The 26,660-nt window shown below is 68.6% G+C and carries 14 protein-coding genes; 10 read left to right on the top strand and 4 right to left on the bottom strand.

Annotation, left to right across the window (positions count from 1 at the left end):
• Positions 1-470: 470 nt before the first annotated feature.
• Entirely contained in the window at positions 471-1,478 is a 1,008-nt protein-coding gene (locus ACIGII_RS07360) for a LacI family DNA-binding transcriptional regulator (protein WP_399636194.1), read from the bottom strand.
• 329 nt (positions 1,479-1,807) lie between these two features.
• Between ACIGII_RS07360 and ACIGII_RS07355 the strand changes: the two genes are divergently transcribed.
• Both ACIGII_RS07355 and ACIGII_RS07350 read left to right on the top strand, forming a co-directional pair.
• A complete protein-coding gene (locus ACIGII_RS07355; protein WP_399636192.1) occupies positions 1,808-4,336 on the top strand; it encodes a glycoside hydrolase family 3 N-terminal domain-containing protein in 2,529 nt (842 codons plus the stop codon).
• 154 nt (positions 4,337-4,490) lie between these two features.
• The gene (locus ACIGII_RS07350; protein ID WP_399636191.1) at positions 4,491-4,709 is read left to right on the top strand and encodes a hypothetical protein; all 219 of its coding nucleotides are present in this window, start codon (positions 4,491-4,493) and stop codon (positions 4,707-4,709) included.
• Between the two features lie 116 nt (positions 4,710-4,825).
• Here the strand turns inward: ACIGII_RS07350 and rho are convergent, their stop codons facing one another.
• Together rho and trxA are read right to left on the bottom strand one after the other, a co-directional pair.
• On the bottom strand, positions 4,826-6,604 hold the full coding sequence (gene rho / locus ACIGII_RS07345; RefSeq protein WP_399636188.1) for a transcription termination factor Rho: 1,779 nt from the start codon (positions 6,602-6,604) through the stop codon (positions 4,826-4,828).
• A gap of 219 nt (positions 6,605-6,823) precedes the next feature.
• The gene (gene trxA, locus ACIGII_RS07340; RefSeq protein WP_399636187.1) at positions 6,824-7,153 is read right to left on the bottom strand and encodes a thioredoxin; all 330 of its coding nucleotides are present in this window, start codon (positions 7,151-7,153) and stop codon (positions 6,824-6,826) included.
• A 525-nt stretch (positions 7,154-7,678) separates the two neighbouring features.
• Between trxA and rhlB the strand changes: the two genes are divergently transcribed.
• The 5 genes from rhlB (at position 7,679) to ung (ending at position 12,670) form a co-directional block, all read left to right on the top strand.
• Positions 7,679-9,373, top strand: coding sequence for an ATP-dependent RNA helicase RhlB (rhlB, locus tag ACIGII_RS07335; protein WP_399636184.1), 1,695 nt, complete (start codon positions 7,679-7,681; stop codon positions 9,371-9,373).
• Between the two features lie 91 nt (positions 9,374-9,464).
• Positions 9,465-10,151, top strand: a complete 687-nt coding sequence (gene ftsE / locus ACIGII_RS07330) for a cell division ATP-binding protein FtsE (protein ID WP_399636182.1) — start codon at positions 9,465-9,467, stop codon at positions 10,149-10,151.
• Entirely contained in the window at positions 10,148-11,098 is a 951-nt protein-coding gene (gene ftsX, locus ACIGII_RS07325; RefSeq protein ID WP_399636179.1) for a permease-like cell division protein FtsX, read from the top strand. The genes ftsE and ftsX overlap by 4 nt, the downstream gene beginning before the upstream one ends.
• A gap of 13 nt (positions 11,099-11,111) precedes the next feature.
• Positions 11,112-11,954, top strand: coding sequence for a response regulator (locus ACIGII_RS07320; protein WP_399636178.1), 843 nt, complete (start codon positions 11,112-11,114; stop codon positions 11,952-11,954).
• Positions 11,951-12,670, top strand: a complete 720-nt coding sequence (gene ung / locus ACIGII_RS07315; protein WP_399636176.1) for a uracil-DNA glycosylase — start codon at positions 11,951-11,953, stop codon at positions 12,668-12,670. The genes ACIGII_RS07320 and ung overlap by 4 nt, the downstream gene beginning before the upstream one ends.
• 17 nt (positions 12,671-12,687) lie before the next feature.
• On the opposite strand, the gene ACIGII_RS07310 is transcribed toward ung, so the two are convergent.
• The gene (locus tag ACIGII_RS07310) at positions 12,688-13,050 is read right to left on the bottom strand and encodes a helix-turn-helix domain-containing protein (RefSeq protein ID WP_399636173.1); all 363 of its coding nucleotides are present in this window, start codon (positions 13,048-13,050) and stop codon (positions 12,688-12,690) included.
• A 499-nt stretch (positions 13,051-13,549) separates the two neighbouring features.
• Between ACIGII_RS07310 and ACIGII_RS07305 the strand changes: the two genes are divergently transcribed.
• The 3 genes from ACIGII_RS07305 (at position 13,550) to ACIGII_RS07295 (ending at position 26,652) form a co-directional block, all read left to right on the top strand.
• Positions 13,550-15,556, top strand: coding sequence for a hypothetical protein (locus tag ACIGII_RS07305; protein ID WP_399636172.1), 2,007 nt, complete (start codon positions 13,550-13,552; stop codon positions 15,554-15,556).
• A 97-nt stretch (positions 15,557-15,653) separates the two neighbouring features.
• Positions 15,654-22,802 (top strand): beta strand repeat-containing protein, encoded by a 7,149-nt coding sequence (locus ACIGII_RS07300; RefSeq protein WP_399636169.1) that lies wholly within the window; start codon positions 15,654-15,656, stop codon positions 22,800-22,802.
• Positions 22,774-26,652 carry an Ig-like domain-containing protein gene (locus ACIGII_RS07295; protein WP_399636167.1) on the top strand — a complete coding sequence of 1,293 codons (3,879 nt, stop codon included), beginning with the start codon at positions 22,774-22,776 and terminating at the stop codon, positions 26,650-26,652. The genes ACIGII_RS07300 and ACIGII_RS07295 overlap by 29 nt, the downstream gene beginning before the upstream one ends.
• Positions 26,653-26,660 lie beyond the last annotated feature (8 nt).

Genomic DNA, 26,660 nt, shown 5'->3' with positions numbered 1-26,660 from the left:
CCCAGGGAAATCGGTAATGGCAGTCCTACGGCGTCTGGAACGTTCGACAACGATGTGGGCGGATTGGGCCCACGCCTGACAGCGTTGTCAACAAACTGCCATGGGGCCGACCCGCCGGAGCTCCCAATGCATGCGCCGGTTGCGCGTGGTCAGCGATTGCAGATGGCAACCGAAAGCACTGCGTTGCGGGGCTTTCCAGCGTTTTTGCAGGGGGCGTGGCGGTCCCGGTCCGCTGCGTGCTGCATGTTGTGCAGTGCAGTACGGAACTGCGCGAAACGCAGTCAGGCGTCCGCGGCGGAGGCTGTCATGTGATCTGACCGGTTGTCTGACAGCGCAGGACAAGAACGGCCCGCGCAGGGTGCATGTGTGGCCGCCGAATGGCTGCCGCATCCCTCACCAGGACAGGCAGCGGACACGTTCCGGTGAGGGCGGTCATGGGGCGGCGCGGTCGCGCCGCTCCGCCGTGCTCCTCACCGACGTCTTGGTGCGTGGGTGGATTCACGCACCAGCACGGCGTGCTCCACCGTCACCATCCGCCCCGCCTTCGAGGAGCGGATGCGGTCGATCAGCTGCTCGGTGGCCAGTCGTCCCATGGTGTCGGTGGGCTGGCCTACGGTGGTCAGGGCCGGGTAGATGTGCCCGGCGATAGGCGTGTCATCGAAGCCGCACACGGAAAGATCGCGCGGCACGCGCAGGCCGCGCTGGCCGGCCACGCGGAACACCGCGGCGGCCATGTCGTCGTTGGCCGCGAAGATCGCGGTCGGCGGCTCGGGCAGGTCCAGCAGCACGTTGGCCGCGTCGATGCCCGACTCGAACGAGAACTGGCCACTCGCCACCAGCGCCGGGTCATAGTCGATACCGGCCTCGCGCAGTGCCTGGCGGTACCCGGCCAGGCGCCACTGGCACGCGCCATGCGCGCGCGGGCCCTTGATGTGTCCGATGCGCCGGTGGCCCTGTGCCACCAGGTGCCCGATCAGCTCCACCACCGCCGTGGTCTCGTCCATGCGCACCCCGATACGGCCTTCAGGGTGGCGCGGGGCGATGCTCGAAAAGGGAATGCCGTTGTCTTCCAGGTACGCCAGCACCACGGCATCGTCGGTCAGCGGCGGAATCAATACCACGCCGTCGGGGCGCGAGTTCTCGAACAGCGCGGCCAGGTCGGGCAGGGTGCGCCGACCGATACCGACCGGCCCGAGGATCAGGTTGTAGTGGTGCGCATGACAGGCCTCCAGCATGCCGTTCTGGATTTCCATCAGGTAATTGCGCGACGGGTTGTTGTAGACCAGGGCCAGCGCGTACGAGCGCTGCCCGGCCAGGCTGCGCGCGGACAGGTTCGGCTTGTATCCCAGCCGGGTGACCGCGGCGAGCACGCGGTCGCGCGTCTCCGCCCGCACGTTGGGCTCATTGTTGAGCACGCGCGATACGGTCTTGATCGAAACGCCTGCAACGGCGGCCACATCCTCGATACGACTACGCATGGTGCGATGGATCCTCCTGGAGAGCCCGGCCGGCCGCTGCCGATGGTAATGCGCCTGTGTCGTTTCGGGATTACCGAAGCAGGCGGATGGTGCCATGTCGCGGGGCGTTCGTGCACGGCCTGGAATCCATGCGGCATTGCAACAGCCAGCGTGGGTTCCCGCCCTTGTCAAAACGAGCCCGCCCAACAACCACGGGGACGCCAGGACATGCCGCCTCCCGAACGGTTGACAGCGCCACGCGCGGCTTATATGACAGCGCTGTCACCGACCGCGCTGAAGCAGCCCGCGCCCGGTCCATCATCCGCACATCCCGTTGGAGGTAGATGCACGTGAGCAGCGCCCGGAAGACCCTTCTTACCGCCTGTGTCCTGACGGCATTGGCCGCCCAGGCGCATGCCGCACCCGCCGCCGGGCGCCTGCAGGACTGGCCGCAGGTGACCAGTGTGATCGCCTCCGACCCGGCCATCGAAGCCCGCGTGCGCAGCATCCTGGCGCAGATGACCCTGGCGCAGAAGGTCGGGCAGATGACCCAGCCGGAGATCAAGCAGATCACCCCGGAGCAGGTGCGTACCTACTACATCGGCTCGGTGCTCAATGGCGGTGGCTCGTGGCCGGGCATGGACAAGCACGCCAGCGTGGCCGACTGGGTGAAGCTGGCCGATGCCTATCACGCTGCGTCGCTGGCCACCGACGCGCGCACGCCGGTGCCGGTGATCTGGGGCACAGACGCCGTGCACGGTCACAGCAACGTGTTCGGCGCCACGCTGTTCCCGCACAACATCGGCCTGGGCGCCACCCGCGATGCCGGGTTGATCGAGCGCATCGGTGCCGCCACCGGCAGCGCCACCCGTGCCACCGGCATCGGCTGGGTGTTCGCGCCGACGCTGGCGGTCGCGCATGACCCGCGCTGGGGCCGCACCTACGAAAGCTTCTCGTCCGACCCGTCCATCGTGCGCGAGTACGCCGCTGCCTACGTCAAGGGCGCGCAGGGCCGCTTCACCGGCGACGGCAACGTGGTGGCCACGGCCAAGCACTACATCGGCGATGGGGCCACCGACAACGGCCGCGACCAGGGCGAGGCCACGGTGGACAAGGCCACCATGATCAACGTGCACGGCCAGGGTTACTTCGGTGCGCTGGGCGAGGGCGTGCAGACGGTGATGGCCTCGTTCAACAGCTGGAACGACCGCGCCGGCGGCGTGGACTACGGCAAGATGCACGGCAGCCAGGCGCTGCTGACCGGCGCGCTGAAGGAAAAGATGGGCTTCGACGGCTTCATCGTCTCCGACTGGAACGGCATTGCCCAGGTGCCCGGCTGCCGCAACGACAGCTGCGCCCAGGCGATCAACGCCGGTATCGACATGGTGATGGTGCCCGACGACTGGAAGGCCTTCATCGCCAACACCATCGCCCAGGTGGAGAGCGGCGAGATTCCGATGGCGCGCATCGACGATGCGGTGACCCGCATCCTGCGCGTGAAGCTGCGTGCGGGCCTGTTCGAGCACAAGCCGTCCGACAGCCGCTACGCAGGTGACGCCAACGCCGTGCAGCACCGCGAACTGGCACGCGAAGCCGTGCGCGAATCGCTGGTGCTGCTGAAGAACCAGGACAAGGTGCTGCCGCTCAAGCGCGATGCGCGCGTGCTGGTGGTGGGCAAAAGTGCCGACAGCCTGTCCGACCAGGCCGGGGGTTGGTCGCTGACCTGGCAGGGCACCGAGAACACGAACGCCGATTTCCCCAATGCCGATTCGGTGCTGGGCGCGCTGCGCGCCGAACTGGGCACGCAGCAGGTGACCTACAGCGCCGATGCCAAGGGCATCGATGCGTCGGCGTTCGACGTGGTGGTCGCGGTGATCGGCGAAACGCCGTACGCCGAAACCAACGGCGACATCCTCGCCTCGGACACGGTCAGCCACAGCCGTGCGCAGCCGCAGGACCTGGCCGTGCTCAAGGCCGCCGCCGCCACCGGCAAGCCGCTGGTCACCGTGTACTTCTCCGGCCGCCCGATGTACACCAACGACCTGCTCAACCTGTCGCAGGCATTCGTTGCCGCGTGGTTGCCGGGCACCGAAGGCAAGGGCATCACCGACGTGCTGGTGGCAGGCAAAGACGGCAGGCCCGTGCATGACTTCCATGGCCGGCTCAGCTTCCCGTGGCCGGGCGTGCCGTGCCCGGCACCGATCGACCGCCCGGACCCGAAGCGACCGGACCTGTTCAAATTCGGCTATGGCCTGAGCTATGCCAAGCCCGCGCAGGTCGCGCGGCTGCCCGAAACCAACCCGGATCATTGTGGCGAAGTGACCACGCTGCCGATCTTCAACCGCGTGGACACGGCGCCGTTCTCGCTGCACATCGCCGCCGGCGGTGCCACCCAGCCGCTCGGCAATGATCTCAACGCCACCCTGCGCTGGCCGAAGGAGCGGCCGGTGGCCGAGGTGCGTACCGTGCAGATCAACACGCAGCAGGACGCCCGCGAAGTGACCTGGCTGGCCCCGGCGCAGCTGATCGCGCGCAGCACGTCGCGGCGCAACCTGGGCGCGCTGGCGCGCAGCAACGGCGCGTTGCAGTTTGACGTGATGGTGCAGCACCCGCCCGCGTCGCCGGTCACGGTGACCATGCAGTGCGGCACCGGTTGCGAGGGCGGCGTGGATATCGCCCCGGCGCTGGCAACGCTCACCCCGGGCCAGAAGCGCACGGTGACCCTTCCGCTTGCCTGCTTCGCCAGCAAAGGCGTGGACCTGGGCGCGGTGGAAGCCCCGTTCGTGGTGAGCGCGGACAGGCCGTTCGCCGCGGCCTTCACCCAGGTGCGGGTGGCGACGAAGGCGGACAAGGCCGAGGGGGTGGTGGAGTGCCGCTGAAGCAGTAGGTGATGCTTGGGCCGGCCAACGGCCGGCGCTACCACGCCAGGATGTGTCGGGTTTGCCGCGACAATGGGAGTTGTTGCAGGGGATTCCCGCCGGCTGACGGGTAGCGTGTGAGCTACACGGGCGCGGGGGAATCGATGTGACGCTGATGCATGTTCTGGGTGGGCTGTCGCTGCTGATCCTGGTCGGGGTGGCGACCATGGTGCGGGCAGGGATCGGGTTCGAACACGCGGATGGGACGGCGGTGCAGGAGGGGGCCGCCGAGGTCGATGCAGTGGAGGTGGTGGTGGAGCCGCCACTGGAAGCGACGGCCACGGCCACGGGGCCGCTGCATTTCGGGCCGCTGCTGGATCGCATGCGGCCGTGAGGCGTGCCGACCAACGGTCGGCACCTACCGTCAGCCAGCGCTGATCGGTTGGGGCCCCCAACCATGAAAAAGGCCCCGAAGTGCGGGGCCTCTTTCTGTTTCGATGTGGGCGCCGATCAGCGCTTCATCGAACCGAAGAACTCGTCGTTGGACTTGGTGTTCTTCATCTTGTCGAGCAGGAACTCCATCGCGGCGATTTCGTCCATCGGGTGCAGCAGCTTGCGCAGGATCCAGATCTTCTGCAGCAGCTCCGGTTCGATCAACAGGTCTTCGCGGCGGGTGCCCGAACGGTTGATATCGATGGCCGGGTACACGCGCTTTTCGGCGATACGGCGGTTCAGGTGCACTTCGCTGTTGCCGGTGCCCTTGAACTCTTCGTAGATCACCTCGTCCATCTTGCTGCCGGTGTCGACCAGCGCGGTGGCGATGATGGTCAGGCTGCCGCCTTCTTCCACGTTGCGCGCGGCACCGAAGAAGCGCTTCGGACGGTGCAGGGCGTTGGCGTCCACACCACCGGTGAGCACCTTGCCGGAGCTGGGCACCACATTGTTGTAGGCGCGTGCCAGGCGGGTGATCGAGTCGAGCAGGATCACCACGTCCTTCTTGTGTTCCACCAGGCGCTTGGCGCGCTCGATCACCATTTCGGCAACCTGCACGTGGCGCGCGGCCGGTTCGTCGAAGGTGGAGCTGATGACTTCGCCGCGCACGGTGCGCTGCATTTCGGTCACTTCTTCCGGACGCTCGTCGATGAGCAGCACGATCATGTGCACGTCCGGGTGGTTGGTGGTGATCGCCGTCGCCACCTGCTGCATCAGCATGGTCTTACCGGCCTTGGGCGGGGAGACGATCAGCGCACGCTGACCCTTACCCTGCGGTGCCATCAGATCCATGATGCGGCCGGTGATGTCTTCGGACGAACCGTTGCCACGTTCCAGGGTGAAGCGCTTGCGCGGGAACAGCGGGGTGAGGTTCTCGAACAGCACCTTGTTCTTGGACGCTTCCAGCGGCTCACCGTTGATGGTGTCCACGATCGACAGCGCGAAGTAGCGCTCGCCGTCCTTCGGGAAGCGGATGCGGCCGGAGAGGTGGTCGCCGGTGCGCAGGTTGAAGCGGCGGATCTGGCTGGGCGAAATGTAGGTATCGTCCGGGCCGGCCAGGTAGCTGGCTTCAGCCGCGCGCAGGAAGCCGAAGCCGTCCGGCAGGATTTCCAGCACACCGTCGGCGGCCACGCCGTCGCCATGGCGGGTGAGCACCTTGAGCAGGGCGAAGATCACGTCCTGCTTGCGGGCGCGGGCCACGCCTTCGGAGATCTGCAGCTGCTCGGCGATTTCCAGCAGCTTCTGCGCCGGCATGCGCTTGAGGTCGCTCAGCGAATAGACCGGGAAGCCCTCGGGCACGTTGGCCTGCTGGCTGCGCACGAACGGCTGCTGTTCGCCGTTGTCCTGCGGCATGCCGTCGTCGCGGTAGCCACCGCCGCCGCCACCGCGGTTGCGATCACGGTCACGGCGATTGCGGAAGCGGTCGCGGCGGTTGCCCTGGCCCTGGCCCTGGTTCTGGCCGCCCTGGTTCTGGCCCTGCTGGTACGGGTTCTGGCCGCCCTGGGGGTTGTTGTTGTTATTGCGCTGGCCGCCGTCGCCGGCCTCCTGGCCGCCGCCCTGTGGGGCCGGGGCATCGCCGCCGGACGAGGCCGGGGCCTGGGGTGCCTGCTGCGGTGCTGCGGGTGCGGCAGCCGGCGCCGGCGCGACAGGCGCGGCAGCCAGGGGCAGGGCATTCTGTTCGGGGGACGGCCCGGTGTCGGCGCTGCTGGCAGCGGCCTTGGCGACGCGCGGCTTGCGCACGCGCTTCTCGGCGGGCGCGTCGGCGCTCCCGGGTTCGGTCGTAGTGATATCGGACAAGTGCTGAATTCCTCGCTGGAAGGTGCGAGCGCCCTGCAGGGGCGGCGAACGTTGGGAAGGGATTCTGGAAACGAACGTCATCCAGAAGATGCGGCGCGCGAATGCGGCCGGATGTGCCGACACTAACACCGGCTCGCGGCGGCGCGCAAGCCGGGTGGGGCAGGGTCATTCATGCGGGCGTGGGCCCGCGGGGCAGCCGGGGGCCGGCTGCCGGGTCGCTCAGGCCAGGGCCTTGTCGATCAGGCCGGCCAGCTGTTGCTTGCCAACGGCGCCGACCTGCTCGCCGACCTTCTCGCCGCCCTTGAACACCACCAGGTACGGGATCGAACGAACGTGGTACTTCGAGGCCAGTGCACGGTTGTTGTCCACATTGACCTTCACGACCTTGGCGCGACCCTGGTAGGTATCGGCCAACTCGTCCAGGGCAGGGGCGATCATCTTGCAGGGGCCACACCATTCGGCCCAGAAGTCGACCAGGACCGGTTCCTTGGAGTTCAGTACGATGCTTTCGAAGTCGGTATCGCCGACATGTACAACCTTGTCGCTCATCTTGGTCTCTCGTGTTGGAGTGCACCCGGCAGGGCCGGAGGGGTTGAACCTGGACAGGGCTGGGGGCCTGGTCCGCGTCTGCTGCCTCGTGGCCGCGGCATGCGGCCAGCGGTGCGTCCGATGGATGCCTGGACGCTCACGGCCGGCAGTGTACCCCTATCGTCGCGGGCTGGCAGGCACAGGGTGGAAAGAATCGTCCTGTGACCGTCATCGCGCTTTGCCGGGGCTGGCGGGAACGATATGGGGCGGGCACCGGGCGGGTTCCAGCGTGCCGCGAGCCGGTGTTCAACTGCGGGTTGGGGCAGTGAAGGGGCAGCCACGGAGGGCGGGGCGCCACGTCTCACCAAGGGTTGCGACAGGTGCGGCGCGCCTTTGCGCTAAACTGGGGAATTGTGCGGCGCCCCGGGACCGGTTCGGTCCGGCCGCCGCGCTTCCCGGCGCAGGGCCCGCAGTGGCGACGGTGCCCCCCAAGATTGCAAGCCAGCCACCCGCGCTTCCGTCGGCTGGCCTTACCAAGACGGACTCATGAGCGACAAACCGCTGACCGATTTGACTTTCTCCTCCTTCGAGCTGCATCCGGCCCTGCAGGCGGGCCTTGAAGGCGCTGGTTTCACCCGCTGCACCCCGATCCAGGCATTGACCCTGCCGGTGGCATTGCCCGGCGGCGACGTGGCCGGGCAGGCCCAGACCGGTACCGGCAAGACGCTGGCGTTCCTGGTCGCGGTGGTGAACCGCCTGCTGACCCGTCCGGCGCTGGCCGACCGCAAACCGGAAGATCCGCGCGCGCTGATCCTGGCGCCGACCCGCGAACTGGCCATCCAGATCCACAAGGATGCGGTGAAGTTCGGCTCGGACCTTGGGCTGCGCTTCGCGCTGGTGTACGGCGGCGTGGATTACGACAAGCAGCGCGAGCTGCTGCAGCAGGGCGTGGATGTGATCATCGCCACGCCCGGCCGCCTGATCGATTACGTCAAGCAGCACAAGGTCGTTTCGCTGCATGCCTGCGAGATCTGCGTGCTCGACGAAGCCGACCGCATGTTCGACCTGGGCTTCATCAAGGACATCCGTTTCCTGCTGCGCCGCATGCCCGAGCGCACCACCCGGCAGACCCTGCTGTTCAGCGCCACGCTCAGCCACCGCGTGCTGGAGCTCGCGTATGAGCACATGAACGAGCCGCAGAAGCTGGTGGTGGAAAGCGAGTCGATTACCGCCGCACGGGTGCGCCAGCGCATCTACTTCCCCGCCGACGAAGAAAAGATTCCGCTGCTGCTGGGCCTGCTGTCGCGCAGCGAAGGCGCGCGCACCATGGTGTTCGTCAACACCAAGGTATTCGTCGAGCGCGTCGCGCGTTCGCTGGAGAAGGCCGGTTACCGCGTCGGCGTGCTGTCCGGCGACGTGCCGCAGAAGAAGCGCGAGAGCCTGCTCAACCGCTTCCAGAAGGGCCAGCTGGAGATCCTGGTGGCCACCGACGTGGCCGCGCGCGGCCTGCACATCGACGGCATCAAGTACGTTTACAACTACGACCTGCCGTTCGATGCCGAAGACTACGTGCACCGCATCGGCCGTACCGCCCGCCTGGGCGAGGAAGGCGATGCGATCAGCTTTGCCTGCGAGCGCTATGCGATGGGCCTGCCGGACATCGAAGCCTATATCGAACAGAAGATCCCGGTGGAGGCGGTCACCAGCGAACTGCTGACCGCGCTGCCGCGCCCCGAGCGCGCACCGGCCGCGCCGGGCGAAGAAGGCGACGAGAACGAAAGCGTCGGCCAGATCTTCCGCGAAGCCCGCGAAGCGCGTGCCGCTGAAGAAGAGCGCCGCGGTGGCGGTCGCTCCAGCGGGAGCCGTTCCGGTGGTGGCCGCGGCGAGCGCAGCGGCGAACGGCGTCCGCGCGGCCCGCGCAAGCCGCGCGTGGACGCTGCAACGCCGGCCGTTGTCGCCGACGGTGCCGCACCGGTGGTTGCGCCGGCCCAGCCGCCGCGTCCGCCGCGTGCCGAAAGCGCACCCGAGGGAGCGGTGGAAGGCGAGCGCGCACCGCGCAAGCGCCGTCGCCGTCGTCACGGGCGTCCGCTTGAAGGGGGTGCAGAGGGCGCCCCGCAGCAGGTGACGCCGGTGCAGGTCACCGCCAAGCCGATGCGCTCCCCGGCGCCGGCTGCCGACCCGGGCGCAGGTTTCCTCACCCGCATCGGCCGCAAGATCCGCCGGATGCTGTCGGGCTCGTAAGGCCTGCCACCCGATCAACGGTAGCGCCCGACCGTTGGTCGGGCGACACACCATCCCCACGTCGCCATCCTCCTCCTGCATAATCGGAGGAATGAGCGTCCTGCGTTTTGACAATGTCAGCAAACACTATGCGGGCGGCCACCAGGCACTGGTGGACGTCAGCTTCGATGTCGCACCGGGCGAAATGCTGTTCGTCACCGGGCACTCCGGCGCCGGCAAAAGCACCCTGCTGAAGTTGATCCACCTCGACGAACGGCCCAGCCGGGGCGCGGTGGTGTTCGACGAGCGCAACCTGCTGAAGGTGCGGGGGGGCGACATTCCGCACCACCGTCGCGCGGTCGGCGCGGTCTACCAGGACCACCGCCTGCTGATGGATCGCAGCATCGCCGAAAACGTCGCGCTGCCGCTGATCCTGCGCGGCACCCGGCGTGGCGAGATCGGCAAGCGGGTACGTTCGGTGCTGGAACGCATGGGTCTGGGGCACCGCGAAAAGGCCCTGCCTTCGCAGTTGTCGGCGGGTGAGCAGCAACGCGTCGGGATTGCCCGTGCGATCGTGGGCGAACCCAAGCTGCTGGTCGCCGACGAACCCACGGGCAACCTCGACCCGACCCTGGCCGCGGAGATCATGGCGCTGTTCGCCGAGCTGCCCGAGCGTGGCACCAGCGTGCTGGTGGTCAGCCATGACCTGGCGCTGCTGCGCGCCATGCGCAAGCGCGTGCTGATCCTGGACCACGGCAAACTGATCGACGACATCTCGCCGCAGGACCTGGCCGAATGAGTACCGCCACCAACAAGGAAACCGCGGCACCGTCGCGCCTGGGCGTGTGGCTGCACCACCACGGCCACAGCGTGGTGTTCAGCCTGGGCCGCGCCTGGCGCAAGCCGTGGGCCACCCTGCTGACCGTGATGGTCATGGCGCTTGCGCTGGCCCTGCCGCTGGGGCTGTCGATCGCGCTGGACAACCTCAAGCACTTCGCCGGCAGCGTGCAGCAGTCGCGCGACATCAACCTGTTCCTGAAGACCGATGTGGACGCCGCCGCGGCCGGGCAGGTTGCCGATACGCTGCGTGGCCGCGCCGACGTGGCCGGGGTGACCCTGCGTTCGCCGGACGAGGGCCTGGCCGAGCTGCGCGACAGCGCCGGCCTGGGCGAGGCGATCGACGCACTGCATGACAATCCGCTGCCTTCGCTGTTGATCATCACCCCGGCCAACGGCAGCGACGATGCCCGCCTGGCACAGTCGCTGGAAGGGTTGCCGCAGGCCGATCTGGTGCAGCACGACGCCCTGTGGCGCAAGCGCCTGGATGCCTGGCTGGGTTTCGGCACGCGCCTGGTGCAGGTGCTGTCGGTGCTGCTGGGCCTGGGCGCGGCGCTGGTGGTAGGCAACACGGTGCGGCTGGACATCCAGTCGCGCCGCGATGAAATCGGCGTGCTGCAGCTGCTCGGCGCCAGCGATGGTTTCATCCGCCGCCCGTTCCTGTACCTGGGCGCGTGGTACGGCCTGGCCGCCGGCGCGCTGGCGCTGGCACTGGTCGGCGGTGCCGGGCTGGCCCTGCGCCCGCCGCTGGCGGCGTTGTCGCAAAGTTACGCCAGCCCGTTCGTGCTGCAGGGGCTGGACCTGCTGCATACCTCGCTCGTGCTGGTCGGCACTGTCGTGCTGGGCTGGCTGGGCGCGTGGCTGGTAACGGGGCATTTCCTGCGCCAGACCCGTCCGACCGAAACCTGAAGGCCCCTCCTGCATGCGCCCGCAAGTATTGAAGCACCTGGTCGACGACGCGCCGCGCGTCATGGTGGTCGACGGTTCGAAACTGGTCCGCAAGCTCATCGCCGACGTGCTTCAGCGCGAACTGCCGGCGGTCGAGGTGGTGGGCTGCGCCAGCATCGAGGATGCACGCATGGCGCTGGAGGCCGGTCCGGTCAACCTGGTCACCACCTCGCTGACGCTCAGCGACGGCGACGGCCTGGCGCTGGCGCGGCTGGTCCGCGAAACCGCCGGGCAGGCCTATGTGCCGGTGATCGTGGTCTCCGGCGATGCGCAGCAGCATCTGGAACAGCGTCGTTTCACCGAGTACGTGACCGACTACTTCGACAAGGCGCTGGGGCATGAGGCGCTGGCGACCTTCATCCGCGGGTACGTGCAACCGGAAAGCATTCCCGGCGCCACCATCCTGTACGTGGAAGACAGCCGCGTAGTGGCCGAGGCCACCAAGCGCATGCTCGAACGGCAGAGCCTGAACGTGATGCACGTGATGACGGCCGAAGAAGCCTTCGCCCTGCTCACCGCCGAATCGCTGGGCCGCAGCAACCATCGCATCGACCTGGTGCTGACCGACGTGACCCTGAAGGGCGAACTCAGCGGCCTGGACGTGGTCGAGCGGGTACGCGTGGATTTCGGCTACGGCAAGCGCCGCCTGCCGGTGCTGGTGATGACCGGTGACGGCAACCCGCTCAACCAGTCCAGCCTGCTGCAGGCCGGCGCCAACGACCTGGTGCAGAAGCCGATCGAAGAACGGCTGCTGGTCACCAAGGTGCTGTTCCAGCTGCGTCTGGCCCGGCTCAACGACAAACCCGTCGTGCGATGAACGACGAGGCACACCCGGGCATCCAGCTGGAACCCAGCTGGAAGGCCCGTATCGGCGACTACCTGCTGCGCCCGGAGATGCGTGCCCTGGCGGCATTCCTGCGCGAACGCAAGGCGGCCGGCGCGCACGTGTTCCCACCCGGCCCGCAGATCTTCGCCGCCTTCAATGCCACCCCGTTCGACCAGGTCAAGGTGGTCATCCTGGGCCAGGATCCGTACCACGGCGCCGGCCAGGCCCACGGCCTGAGTTTCTCGGTGATGCCCGGCGTGCCGGTGCCCCCGTCGCTGCTGAACATCTACAAGGAACTGGAGGCTGACCTGGGCCTGCCGCGACCGGACCACGGTTGCCTGCTGCCGTGGGCGCAGCGCGGTGTGCTGCTGCTCAACGCGGTGCTGAGCGTGGAGGAAGGGCAGGCCGGGGCGCACCAGAAGCGCGGTTGGGAAGGCTTCACCGACCACGTGGTGGACACTCTCAACCGCGAGCGTGAGGGGCTGGTGTTCCTGCTCTGGGGCAGCTATGCACAGCAGAAGGGCAAGGTGATCGACACCCGGCGTCATCGCGTGCTCAAGGCACCGCACCCGTCGCCGCTCTCGGCGCATCGCGGGTTCCTGGGGTGCGGACACTTCTCCGCCACCAACGACTACCTGCAGCGGCATGGCCAGGGCGGCATCGACTGGTCGTTGCCGCCACGCGCGGCGCTGCACCTCCCCGGGTAACCACCCGCGGTCGTCAGCTACCCGCCCAGCATCAGGATGATGTCGTGGGCCACCTTGCGCTTGCGCGGCGGCAGGCGCCGTACCAGCGACAGGATGTTGCCCTCCAGGTCCTTCTGCACGTAATCGGCGTTGGGCTGCACGGTGCCGTGCAGCGTGTCGCCGTCCGGTTTGGCACACCCCCTCCCGGTCGCCAGCCATTCGAATCGCACGCGGGTGACCACGGCGACTTGTGCCAGATGCGACACGCTTGGGGTAGTGCCCTCCTTACGCTCCCATTGCGCGACCGCACTGCGTTTAACTCCGGTTTCCAGGGCCAGTTGCGTCTGAGAAAGCCCTGCCGTGGTCCTCGCTGCTCGAATTCGATCCGACATCGACAGCATTGGAATCTCCCTTTGCCTGTCCATTTTCACGATGGGTAGTTATCGATACTGCCCGGGCAGTGATTCTTTTCCGCGGATGTACAGAATCACTACACGTACCTGTCGCCCAAGGGTTTCCCATCTGCTCCCCCGTGAACGTCAGCGCTGCTAACTGCCGTCTTCACCTCGCCTTGTTTGCGTCTATCCGATTGCCGACGTAATTAAAGCATTAACCGGCCAACGATGGCCGGCAATTCAAAAAACGCCGAAAAAGCAGGTCCCGCATGCTGCTCATGGTTGGTTCGCCGGCCGTGCTGGAGCAATTCGGCTTGGCGCAGGGGGACGGAAGATGGATAAAGTCTGCGATGTGAATGTCGCGTCAGGGCGATTCAGCTTGGTGAGAATATGGGTCCTGATTGTGATGGCGCTCTCATTAATGGGCGCAGTTTCCAATGTGAAGGCGCAGGATGCCTGTACCGCGAACGGCGCGTGCGTCTCCGCGGGGCCGCGGTTGGTGCAGGTGACCAGCGCCGAGAGTCCGGTGCTGAATCTGCTGTTTTCCACGCTGCTTCCGGGAACCAATATCAATCTCACGGCGTTGGACTGGAACAGCCTGGCCGGGGCCGACGTAAATCTGAATGCGCTGCTGACCCGACTTAATGGCGGTGTTGTCGTAAGTGACCCCAGCCAGGTGCTGAATGCGAACATCACCTTGGGCCAGTTGCAGGCCGCGCTGGTCTCGGTACTGCAGGCGGACGGCCAGACGGCCGCAGCCAATGCGCTGAATCTGCTGACCCCCGCCATCAGCGGCCTGACCGGCACCATCCGCCTTGCCGATCTGCTCCAGGTGAGCCTGCCACCCGGCTCCCTGGCCAACGTCAACCTGGACGTGCTCGACCTGATCACCGGCGGCGTGCAGCTGTACAACTTCCGCAACGTGGTCACCACGCCCACCCCGGTCACCCTCACCACCGCGCAGCTCGCGCCCCTGGGCCTCGGTGGCCTGGCCAACGTGCGCGTCTGGGCGCAGGTGGTCGAGCCGCCCACCTACAACTGCGGCCCGGTCGGTACCGGGTTCCACAGTGCCGCGATCCGACTGAAGTTCGACTTCGACATCGCCCAGGGCCTGACCATCGCACCGCTGGTGAACGCACTCAACGGGTTGAATGTTGCCGGCCTGGTGTCGCTGTCCGGCACCACCATCACCGCCTCGCTGCTGCACCTGTCGGTGTACGCCGACATCGCCCGCGCCGAAGGCACGATCAACGCCGTCAACCTGGCCAGCAGTGCGGTCACCCTGCAGGCGCGTCCGGGCCTGGTGAACCTGTACATCGGCACCATCAGCGATGCCGTGTTCTTCAACCGCACCGCAGTGCTGACCCCCGCCAGCGTCACCCCGATCAACGCGACCACGCTCAACGTGACCGTTGCGGTAAGCCTGCTTTCCGCGCTGAAGGTGGCCGACGTCGACGTGCCGCTGACGGTGTCGCTGCGGGCGGTTGCCACGGGGACGCCGTCGACGCAGTCGGTCGTTTTCAACGGACACTACCCACAGACGCGCACGCTTTCGGCCGGCACCGTCAGTGCCACCGCCCTGGTCACCAGCCTGGTCAACAGCCTGGACATCAGCATCACCAGTGGCACACCGGTGGTGCGGCTGGTCAACAACTTCGTGCAGCTGCCGCTGCCGGTGAACAGCATCGTCAATGCGGTGGTACAGACCCTGCTGCCGGTCCTGCGGCCGGTGGTCAACACGGTGGTGGCGCCGGTCCTGAGCGCGGTGCTCGGCGGTGTCGTGGACAACCTGCTGGGCCTGCTCGGCATCCGCATCGGCCAGGCCGTGTTCACCGTCGAAAGCATCTCGCAGAGCTGCGCGGCCACCGTCCAGCTGGTCAAGACGCTGGCGCCGACCACCGACCCGGGGCTGTTCAATCTGAGCGTGGCGCAAGGTGCCACGGTGCTGGCCAGCGTGGCCAACGTCGGCAACAACGGCGCCACCACTGCGGTGGTCACCACGCCCGGCACGGTCTACACCCTGGCTGAAACCGCCGGCACCGCCACGGTGCTTGCGCGTTACGCCAGTACCTGGGAGTGCAAGGACCAGGCAGGGACCACGCTGACCAGCGGTACCGGGCAGAACTTCAACTTCACCTCACCGGCGCTGTCGGCGCAGCCACTCAACGTGGTGTGCCGCATCACCAACCGCACGCGCCAGGCCGATCTGTCGATCACCAAGTCCGATGGCAGCGGTTCCTACACCCCCGGTGGAACCGCCAGCTACGTGATCACCGTCAGCAACGCCGGGCCCGATCCGGTCACGGCCGCACAGGTGACCGACACCTTGCCAGCGGGCGCCACGCTGAGCGCGCCATGGAGCTGTACCGCATCGGCGGGGAGCGTGTGCAGCGCGGCCAGTGGCGGTGCGGCGGGAACCAATGGGGTGAGCCTGGGTGTGGACCTGATCAACGGCGGGCAGGCAACGATCACCGTGCCGGTGATCTTCAGCGCCGACCCTGCCGCGTACTAGCCGTATCCACCCGGCGCGCCCGGTGGCGCGCCGACAGCAACGTCGCAACACGTGGTGCGCGGCCGAACGCCTGCGCGCTGCTTTCGAGGATTCCTGCATGTCGACCGCCAGCGCCCGACGCTTCCTTCCCCAGCTCGCTGCAAGCTGCCTGCGCGCCCGCGCGCTGCCGCTGGCCGGCCTCCTGCTGACGACCCTGGCCGCGGGTGGAGCGCAGGCGCAGGCCTACCGCAACCCGCTGGTGAATACCGCCACGGTCGCCGCACCGGCCGACATCTCCGATCCCACCCCGGGCAACAACACCAGCAGCGACAGCAACACGCTGGCCGCCAGCGCGCAGCTGAGCGTGTCCAAGACCATCACCACGCCCACGCCGGTCGCCGCCGGCGGCGCGGTGCAGTACCGCATCGAGCTGCGCAACCAGGGGCCGTCGCAGGCGGTGGGGGCCACGCTGGTCGACAGCGTGCCGGCGCAGCTGACCGCGGTGAGCTGGACCTGCGCGGTGGTCTCGCCCAGCACGCAGTGTGCGGCGGCATCGGGCACCGGCAGCGTCAACATCGGCGTCAACGTCGGCGTCGGTGAAGTCCTGGTGGTGCTGGTCAACGGCACCGCGCCGACCACCACGCCGGCCACCATCGCCGCCAACGTGGCCACCATCACCCCGCCGCTGGGCACCACCGACCCGACCCCGGGCGACAACACCGCCACCACCCCCACCATTCCCGTGCAGGCCGCAGCGCTGCTTGCCAACGATGACGACTTCCGCGCCGCGCCGTTGCCGCCGGGTGCCGGTGGCACCACCGCCAGCGTGTTGACCAACGACACCCTCAACGGCGTCCCGGTAGTGGCCGCCAACATGGTGCTGTCGCTGACCAGTGCGCCGTCGGGTTACAGCATTGCCCCCGATGGCACCGTCAACGTGCCGGCCACCGCCGCCGCCGGCCCGGTGACCTTGACCTACCAGCTGTGCGAACAGGCATCACCGGCCAACTGCGATACCGCCAACGTGCTGCTGGTGGTCGGCCCCAATGCCGTGGACGACAGCTACGCCGTGCAGGCTGGCGCGCAGCTGGTCGCCAACGTGCGCGACAACGACAACTACGTGGTCGACTCCAGCTTCACCCAGACCGGCACCGCGCCCACCCAGGGCACCCTGCAGCTGCTCGGCGATGGCAGCTTCACCTACACCGCCAATGCAGGCGCGACCGGCACCGACACCTTCAGCTACCAGTTGTGCCTGCCCGCGCCCAATGGCGCCGCGTGCGATACCGCCACGGTCACGCTGAACATCAATGCCAGCGTCATCGACGCGGTGGCCGATGACTTCACCGCAACTCCGGTGCCGGCACAGAGTGGCGGCACGCTGGCCACCAGCGTGCTGGCCAATGACACCTTCGACGGCAATCCGGTCGTGGCAGCCACTCTGACCACCACCCTGATCACCGCTCCGGCCGGCTACGTGATGGACGCCGGTGGCTTCATCACCGTGCCTGCAGGCACCGCCGCCGGCGCGGTGACCCTGGCCTACCGCATCTGCCTCACCAGCGCGCCCACGCTCTGCGATACCGCCAACGTGCAGCTGGTGGTCGGGCCCGATGCGGTGGACGATGCCGTGACCACGCCCGGTGCAGGGCAGCCGGCGCTGGGTAACGTGGGTACCAACGACATCGCCGCGCCCGGCGCAGCGTTCTCGCTGGTCACCCCGGCCACCCAGGGCACGGCGGTCATCGGCGGCGATGGCGCCTTCACGTACACCCCCAACGCGGGCGCTGCCGGCACCGACACCTTCAGCTACCAGGTCTGCCTGCCGGCGCCCAATGGCACTGTCTGCGATACCGCGATCGTTACCGTGACGCTCGGCGCGAACGCGCTGCTGGCCAACGACGACACCTTCGCCACCGCCGTCCCGGGCGCCGGCGGCACCACGCCCAGCGTGCTGGGCAATGACACCCTCAATGGCAGCGCCGTGGTGCCGGGGACGGTGACCGCGACCCTGCTCTCGACCACGCCGGGATACACCCTGGACCCGACCAGCGGCACCATCGCCGTGGCCGCCAACATTCCGGCCGGCCTGGTCACGCTCAGCTACCGCCTGTGCGAAGTCGCGGTGCCGGCCAACTGCGACGACGCCGACGTCCAGCTGCTGGTGGCGCCCACTGCAGTGGCTGACACCTTCAACGTGCAGGCCGGGCAGTCGGTGAACGGTTCGATCGCGACCAATGACAATGCACCGACCGGTTCGGAGTACTTCGCCATTACCGCGCCCACGCTGGGCACCATCGATCTTGCCGGCAACGGCACGCTCACCTACACCGCCAACCCGGGGACCAGCGGTACCGACACCTTCGACTACCGGGTCTGCCTGCCAGCGCCGAACGGTGCCACCTGCGCGACGGCGACGGTGAGCGTGACCATCGCGGCCAATACGATCGATGCGGTCGACGATGTGTTCACCGCCCCGGTGATTTCGCCGGTCACCGGCGGAAGCACCGCCAGCGTGCTGGGCAACGACACCTTCAATGCCGCCCCGGTCACCGCCGCCCAGGTCACCCTGAGCCTGGTCAACGCGCCGCCACCGGGCTTCACCATCACCAGCGCCGGGGTCATCAACGTGCCCGCCGGCGCCGCCGCCGGTGCAGTCAGCCTCACCTACGAGCTGTGCGAAGCCGGCGCGGGCAGCAACTGCGATACCGCGCAGGTCGCCCTGCTGATCGCCCCCGCGGCTGCCGACGACACCTACACCACGCCGGCCGGGCAACCGCTGGTGGGCGACGTCAGCATCAACGACAACGCACCGGCCGATGCGGGCTATACGCTGCTCACGCCGCCCGCCGCAGGCACCTTCACCCTGCAGCCCAACGGCAGCTTCACTTACACGCCGGCTGCCGCCGGCCCGCAGACCGCGCAGTACCAGGTATGCCTGCCGGCGCCGGACGCCACCACCTGCGCCACCGGCACGGTGAACATCACCGTGGTCGCCAACACCCTCAACGCGCTGGACGACAACTTCCGCGCACCGGTGTTCGCGCCGGGCGTGGGCGGCACCACGCCCAGCGTGCTGGGCAACGACACCTTCAACGGCGCCGCGGCCAATCCGCTGCAGGTCACGGTGAATCTGGTGGGCGCACCGGCCGGCTTCAGCATCGATGGTGCCGGTGTCATCACCGTGGCCGGGTTCGCCCCGGCCGGTGCCACCACGCTCAGCTATGCCCTGTGCGAACTCGGCTCCACGACCAACTGCGACACGGCCGACGTACAGGTGCTGATCGCGCCGGATGCGGCCGATGACACGGCCACCGTCACCGGCACCCAGCCGGGCAGCTTCAACCTGGCCGCCAATGACAATGTGCCCGCCGGTGCCACCTTCACGGTGACCCAGCTGCCGACCAAGGGCGTTGCCGTGCTCGCGGCCGATGGCACCCTGCAGTACACCGCCAACGCCGGGCAGAGCGGCGCCGACACGCTCACCTACCAGGTGTGCCTGCCCGCACCGGACGGCGCCACCTGCGATACCGCACAGGTCGCGATCACCATCGCCGCAGGCGCCCTGGTCGCGGTCAACGACGACTACAGCGCCAGCCCGATCCCGCCCACCGGCGGCAGCACGCCCAGCGTGCTGCTCAACGACACCTTCAACGGCGTGGCCATCGTGCCCGGCACCACCCCGGTCACCGCCTCGCTCACCACGCTGGCTTCGGGCTACAGCATGGCCGCCAACGGCGTGATCTCCGTGGCCGCCGGCACGCTGCCCGGTTCCATCGCCCTGGACTACCAGGTCTGCGAAACCGCGCTGCCCAGCAACTGCGCCACGGCCACCGCCGTGGTCGTGATGAGCCCCGACGCGGTCAATGACGTGCTGCCGGCGGCCGCCGGCGCCACCACCGTGCTCAACGTGCTGGCCAACGACGTGGCGCCGCTAACGCCGGTGCTCAGCGTGACCACCGCCCCGACCGGCGGCAACGTGGTCGTCAACGGCGACGGTACGCTCAGCTATACGCCCACCGGTGCGTTTGTCGGACCCGATACTTTCACCTACCAGCTGTGCCTGCCGGCCCCGCATGGCAGCGTGTGCGATACCGCCACGGTGGCGCTCACGGTGACGGCGACAACGGTGACCGCGACGAACGACGACTTCACCGCGTCGCCGATCCCGCCGGCGGCGGGCGGCAGCACCGCCAGCGTGCTGCTCAACGACACGTTCAATGGCGCGCCGATCGTGCCGGGCACCACCCCGGTGACCGCCACGCTGATCAGTCCGGTTACCGGCTACACGATGGCCGCCAACGGCGTGGTCAGCGTGGCGCCAGGCACCACGCCTGCCGCGGTGACCCTGAGTTACCAGGTGTGCGAGACCGCCCTGCCGACCAACTGCGCAGCCGCCACCGCGCTCGTTGCGGTCAGCCCGGACGCGACCGATGACACGCTGCCGGCTACCGCCGGCACCGCCAACGTGCTCAACGTGCTTGCCAATGACAGCGCACCGCTGAACCCGGTGGTCACCATCGTCGGCGCCCCCGCGAACGGCACGGCCGTGGCCAACGGCGACGGCAGCATCACTTACACCCCGACCGGCGCCTACACCGGTCCTGACAGCTTCACCTACCGGGTGTGCCTCCCGGCGCCGGGCGCCGGGGTGTGTGACACCGCCACGGTGTCGCTGACCGTGAGCGCCACCACGCTCACCGCGACCAACGATGACTTCACCGCCACGCCCATCGCGCCGGCCACCGGTGGCAGCACCACCAGCGTGCTGCTGAACGACACCTTCAACGGTGCACCGATCATTCCCGGTACCACGGCGGTGACCGCCTCGCTGTCCTCGCCGGTCACCGGCTACAGCATGGCGGCCAATGGCGTGATCACCGTGGCCGCCGGTACCACGCCGGCGGCGGTAACGCTGAATTACCAGGTCTGCGAGAACGCGGTGCCGACCAACTGCGCCGGAGCCACGGCCGTGGTCGCGGTCAGCCCCGACGCGGTGGACGACGCGCTGCCGGCCACTGCCGGCGCCACCACCGTGCTCAACGTGCTGGCCAACGACACCGCCCCGCTCGCACCGACCGTCACTGTCGTTGCCGCGCCGACCAACGGCACGGCGCTCGTCAACGGCGACGGCACCGTCAGCTACACGCCCACGGCCGGCTTCACCGGCGCGGACAGCTTCACCTACCAGGTCTGCCTGCCGGCCCCGGGTGCCGGTGTCTGTGACACCGCCACGGTCGCCGTCACGGTGGGGGTGACCTCGCTCACCGCTGCGGCCGATGACTTCACGGCCACGCCGATCGCACCGGCCGCCGGTGGAAGCACCGCCAGCGTGCTGCTCAACGACACCTTCAATGGCGCGCCCATCGTGCCGGGCACCACCGCGGTGACCGCCACCCTGCTGACCACGGAAACCGGCTACAGCATGGCCGCCGACGGCGTGATCAGCGTGGCCCCGGGCACCACGCCTGCCGCGGTGACCCTGAACTACCAGGTCTGCGAGACCGCCGTCCCGACCAACTGCGCCGCCGCATCCGCCGTGGTGGCGGTCAGCCCGGACGCGGTGGACGACACCCTGCCGGCCACGGCGGGGACCGCCACCGTGCTCAATGTCGGCGCCAATGACACGCTGCCGGCCAACCCGTCGATCACGATCGCGGTTGCGCCCGCCAACGGCGTCGCGGTGGTCAATGGCGACGGCACCATCACCTACACGCCCACGGCCGGCTTCACCGGCGCGGACACCTTCTCCTACCAGGTGTGCCTGCCTGCGCCGGGTGCGTCCGTCTGCGATACCGCTGCAGTGGCGGTCACCGTCAGCCTGACCGGCCTTGCTGCGGTCAACGACGACTTCACCAACGCGCCCATCGCGCCGGCGCCCGGCGGCAGTACCGCCAGCGTGCTGCTCAACGACACCTTCAACGGTGCGCCGATCGTGCCGGGTACCACCCCGGTGACCGCCACCCTGCTCACCGTCGAGCCCGGTTACAGCATGGCCGCCGACGGTGTCGTCACCGTTGCGGCCGGCACCACGCCCGCCGCGGTGACGCTGAACTACCAGGTGTGCGAGAACGCGGTGCCGACCAACTGCGCCGGCGCCACCGTCGTGGTCGCGGTCAGCCCCGATGCGGTGGCCGATGCACTGCCGGCCACCGCCGGCACCACCACCGTGCTCAACGTCCTGGCCAACGATGCGGCGCCGCTGAACCCGGTGGTCACCCTTCCGGTCGCACCGAGCAACGGCAGCGCCGTGGTCAATGGCGACGGCACCATCAGCTACACCCCGACCGCCGGCTACACCGGCCCGGACAGCTTCACCTACCAGCTGTGCCTGCCCGCACCGGGCGGCAGTGTCTGCGATACCGCCACGGTGACCCTCACTGTCAGCGCGACCACGCTCACCGCGGTGGCCGATGACTTCACCGCGGCACCGATCGCACCGGCGACCGGCGGCAGCACCGCCAGCGTGCTGCTCAACGACACCTTCAATGGTGCGGCCATCGTGCCCGGGACCACGGCGGTGACCGCATCGCTGCTCACCACGGCGCCCGGCTACACCATGGCCGGCAACGGCGTCGTCACCGTTGCGGCCGGCACCACGCCCGCCGCGGTGACGCTCAACTACCAGGTGTGCGAGAACGCGGTGCCGACCAACTGCGCGGCCACGACCGTGCTGGTGGCGGTGAGCCCGGATGCGGTGGCAGACGCCCTGCCGGCCACCGCCGGCACCACCACCGTACTCAACGTCCTGGCCAACGATGCGGCGCCGCTGAACCCGGTGGTCACCCTTCCGGTCGCACCGACCAACGGCACCGCCGTGGTCAATGGCGACGGCACCATCAGCTACACCCCGACCGCCGGCTACACCGGCCCGGACAGCTTCACCTACCAGCTGTGCCTGCCGGCACCGGGCGGCAGTGTCTGCGATACCGCCACGGTGACCCTCACCGTCAGCGCGACCACGCTCACTGCGGTGGCCGATGACTTCACCGCGGCACCGATCGCACCGGCGACCGGTGGCAGCACCGCCAGCGTGCTGCTCAACGACACCTTCAACGGCGCGGCCATCGTGCCCGGGACCACTCCGGTCGCGGCATCGCTGGTGACCCCGGTGACCGGGTACAGCATGGCCACCAACGGTGTGGTCAGCGTGGCCCCCGGCACCACGCCGGCGGCGGTGACGCTCAGCTACCAGGTGTGCGAAGTGGCCGTGCCGACCAACTGCGCAGTCCACCGCCGTGGTCGCGGTCAGCCCGGTCGTGGTTGATGACACGCTGACCGCAGCGGCGGGTACCACCACGGTGCTCAACGTCATCGCCAACGACACCCTGCCGGTCAATCCGACCCTCACCGTATCGGCCGGCCCGGCCAACGGCAGCGTCATCGTCAACGGCGACGGCACCATCAGCTACACGCCCAACCCCGGCTACACCGGCCCGGACAGCTTCACCTACCAGGCCTGCCTGCCCGCCCCGGGTGCCGGTGTGTGCGACACCGCGACGGTCTCGATCACCGTCGCCGTCACCACGGTCACCGCCGTGGCCGACGACTTCAGCAGCACCCCGATCGCACCGGCTGCCGGTGGCAGCACGCCCAGCGTGCTGCTCAACGACACGTTCAATGGCACCCCGATCGTGCCCGGCACGACCCCGGTGACCGCGTCGTTGCTGGGCCCGGTGCCGGGCTACAGCATGGCCGCCAACGGTGTCGTCACCGTTGCGGCCGGCACCACGCCCGCTGCAGTGACGCTGACCTACCAGGTCTGCGAGACCGCGGTGCCGACCAACTGCGCGCAGTCCACCGCGCTTGTGGCGGTCAGCCCGGCCGCTGCGGACGACACGCTGTCGGCCACGGCGGGCGCGACCACGGTGCTTGCGGTGACCGCCAACGACACGCTGCCGCTCAACCCGACGATCACCATTCCGGTCGCGCCGGCCAACGGCACCGCCGTGGTCAATCCCGATGGCAGCATCAGCTACACGCCAACCGCAGGCTTCACCGGCGCGGACAGCTTCACCTACCAGGTGTGCCTGCCCGCACCGAATGGCAGCGTGTGCGATACCGCGTCGGTAAGCCTGACGGTGACGGCCAGCGCGCTGGTCGCGCAGGCCGATGACTTCAGCAGCGCGCCGGTTGCACCGACCGGTGGCACCACCGCCAGCGTGCTGCTTAACGACACCTTCAACGGCGCCCCGATCGTTCCGGGGACCACGCCGGTGACCGCCTCGCTGGTCGGCGCGGTGCCGGGTTACAGCATGGCCGCCAACGGCGTGGTGACCGTGGCACCGGGCACGCTGCCGGCAGCGACCACGCTCACCTACCAGGTGTGCGAGAACGCACAGCCGGGCAACTGCGCCCAGGCCACCGCGCTGGTCGCGGTGCGCCCGGATGCGGCCGACGACGCGCTGCCCGCCGGTACCGGCACCACGGTACTGGCCGTGGCCGCCAACGATACGTTGCCGGTCGGTGCGGTGTTCACCGTGCCGGTGCCGCCGTCCAACGGCACCGCCGTGGTCAACGGCGACAACACCATCAGCTACACCCCCAACGCAGGCTTCACCGGTACCGACACCTTCACCTACCAGGTGTGCCTGCCCGCGCCCAACCTCAACGTGTGCGACACGGCCACGGTCAGCGTGACCGTCACGGCCTCGCTGCTGGACGCGGTGGACGACACCGCCAGCAACGTGCCGGCAACCGGTGCGCTCGGCGTGCTCAATGTGTTCGCCAACGACACCTTCAACGGCGCCGCGCTCGACCCGTCCACGGTGGTGCTGACCCCGAACAACACCACCGCGCTGACCATCCAGCCCAACGGCAGCCTGGACGTGGCGGCCGGTACTCCGGGTGCCACCTACACCACCACCTACCGCCTGTGCCTGGTGGCACAGCCGACGGTGTGCGACATCGGCACGGTGTCGGTCACCCTGGCCACCACGCCGGGCCTGCTCGACGCGGTGGACGACACGGTGGCCAATGTGCCGGCCGCCGGCGCCAACGGTGTGGCCAACGTGTTGACCAACGACACCTACAACAGTGCCGCGCTGGACCCGGCCACCGTGGTGCTGACCCCGGTCAACACCGCCGCCATCACCATCCAGCCCAACGGCAGTGTCAACGTCGCGGCGGGCACGCCCGGCACCACCTACACCACCACCTACCAGATCTGCCTGGTGGCCCAGCCGGCGGTGTGCGATATCGGCACGGTGTCGGTCACGCTGGCCAGTGCGGGTGTCCTGGTGGCCAACGACGACAGCGTGCCGGGCGTGCCCCCGGGCGGCGCCACCGGCGTGACCAACGTGCTGACCAACGACACGTTGAACGGCACGCCCGTGGACCCGACCACGGTGGTGCTGACCCCGACCAACACCCCGACGCTGACCATCCAGCCCGACGGCAGCGTCGATGTCACTGCCGGTACGCCCGGGACGACCTACACCACCACCTACCAGATCTGCCTGGTGGCGCAGCCCACGGTATGCGCGGTGGGTACGGTGTCGGTCACCCTGGCGGCAGCACCCAACAGCGTCCCGGTGGCAAACAACGACCAGGCCAGCACGCCGCAGGACACGGCCGTCGATGTGCCGGTGCTGGCCAACGACCTGGCCAATGGCACGCCGGTCGATCCGGGCACGGTGGCGGTGACCATCACCACCGCGCCGACCATGGGCACGGCGGTGGTGCTGCCGGACGGCAGCGTGCGCTACACCCCGATGACCAACTTCAGCGGTGCCGACAGCTTCACCTACAGCCTCTGCAACCAGGACTCGCCGGCGGTCTGCAGCAATGCCACGGTGACCGTGCAGACCCAGGTCAATGACGTGGACGTGGTGGACGAGAACATCACCGTGCTCAGTGGGACCACCACCACCGTACTGCTGCTGGACAACCTCACCACCAGCGGCGCGCGGATCAACCCGGCGTCGATGCGGCTGGGCCGGGCGGCGGGCAACGGACGCGCAACCTGCGGCAATGGCGAATGCATCTACACCGCCTTCGTGGGCTACAGCGGCCTGGACAACTTCAGCTACAACATCTGCGATGCCTCGATGCCCACCCCGGTGTGCGTGGAAGGCTGGGTCAACGTGGTGGTCACCGCCGACGCGGTGGTGCTGCGCCTGACCAAGCAGGCCACCCAGCGCAGCGTGAAGGTGGGTGACGTGGTGCGCTATGTGGTCACCGTGGAGAACATGGGCGACTTCGACGCGCTGGGCGTCACCCTGTTCGATACCCTGCCCAGCGGCTTCACCTTCATCCCGGGCGGGTTCGAAGCGCAGGACATCGACAATTCCGCACGTGCCAGCGGCGTGGCACCGCTGCGCATCGACGGCCTGGACATCCGCGCCGGTGGATCGGCCACGCTGGTGTACTACCTGCGGGTGGGGGCGGGCGTGGGACTGGGTGTACATACCAACCGCATCACCGCCAATGACGTGCTGGGCACCACCATCAGCAACGTCGCCTCGGCCGACGTGGAGGTGATCGGCGACCCGCTGCTGGACGAAAGCCTGGTCATCGGCAGCGTGTTCAATGACCGCAATGGCAACGGCGTGCAGGATGCAGGCGAACGTGGCATCCCGGGTGTCCGCGTGGCATCGGTGGAAGGCCTGGTGATCGAAACCGATGCGTACGGCCGCTACCACCTGGTCGGCATCAACGGTGGCCAGGCGCGCGGACGCAACTTCATCCTCAAGGTCGATCCGACCACGTTGCCGGCCGACGCGCGCTTCACGACCCGCAATCCGCTGCTGCGCCGGATCACCCCGGGGTTGCCGGTGCGCTTCGACTTCGGCGTGGCATTGCCCGAAGGCAGGTTCAACGCCGGGCCACCGCAATCGGTGCTGGAGGTCGGGGAAGGGCTGTTCGTTCCCGGCCAGGCCACGTTGGGCGCCGCCGCTGAGACGGTGCTGGCGCATGCAGCACGCACGCTGGAGGCGCAGGGCGGGGGACAGGTCAACGTAGCCGCCGGGCAGGCCACGCCCGCACTGGCCGGGCAGCGCGCCGAGGTGCTGCGCAAGGCCCTGCTGCCACGGCTGCCTGCCGATGTTGCCGCCCGTGTGCAGGTCCAGGTGCAGCCCGCTGCGCCGGCCCGCCCCGCCGACCGTGCGGACCGCTGAGGAGATGA

The sequence above is a fragment of the Stenotrophomonas sp. NPDC077420 genome (assembly GCF_044543385.1).
In the GTDB taxonomy this organism is placed as follows: domain Bacteria; phylum Pseudomonadota; class Gammaproteobacteria; order Xanthomonadales; family Xanthomonadaceae; genus Stenotrophomonas.
This window is presented reverse-complemented; position numbering and strand designations above follow the sequence as displayed.

Bases quoted from the DNA above. Each gene is read 5' to 3' on its own strand.
- ACIGII_RS07360 (WP_399636194.1), bottom strand. From the start codon at position 1,478: ATGCGTAGTCGTATCGAGGATGTGGCCGCCGTTGCAGGCGTTTCGATC.
- ACIGII_RS07350 (WP_399636191.1), top strand. From the start codon at position 4,491: ATGCATGTTCTGGGTGGGCTGTCGCTGCTGATCCTGGTCGGGGTGGCG.
- trxA (WP_399636187.1), bottom strand. From the start codon at position 7,153: ATGAGCGACAAGGTTGTACATGTCGGCGATACCGACTTCGAAAGCATC.
- rhlB (WP_399636184.1), top strand. From the start codon at position 7,679: ATGAGCGACAAACCGCTGACCGATTTGACTTTCTCCTCCTTCGAGCTG.
- ftsE (WP_399636182.1), top strand. From the start codon at position 9,465: ATGAGCGTCCTGCGTTTTGACAATGTCAGCAAACACTATGCGGGCGGC.
- ftsX (WP_399636179.1), top strand. From the start codon at position 10,148: ATGAGTACCGCCACCAACAAGGAAACCGCGGCACCGTCGCGCCTGGGC.
- ACIGII_RS07320 (WP_399636178.1), top strand. From the start codon at position 11,112: ATGCGCCCGCAAGTATTGAAGCACCTGGTCGACGACGCGCCGCGCGTC.
- ung (WP_399636176.1), top strand. From the start codon at position 11,951: ATGAACGACGAGGCACACCCGGGCATCCAGCTGGAACCCAGCTGGAAG.
- ACIGII_RS07310 (WP_399636173.1), bottom strand. From the start codon at position 13,050: ATGCTGTCGATGTCGGATCGAATTCGAGCAGCGAGGACCACGGCAGGG.
- ACIGII_RS07300 (WP_399636169.1), top strand. From the start codon at position 15,654: ATGTCGACCGCCAGCGCCCGACGCTTCCTTCCCCAGCTCGCTGCAAGC.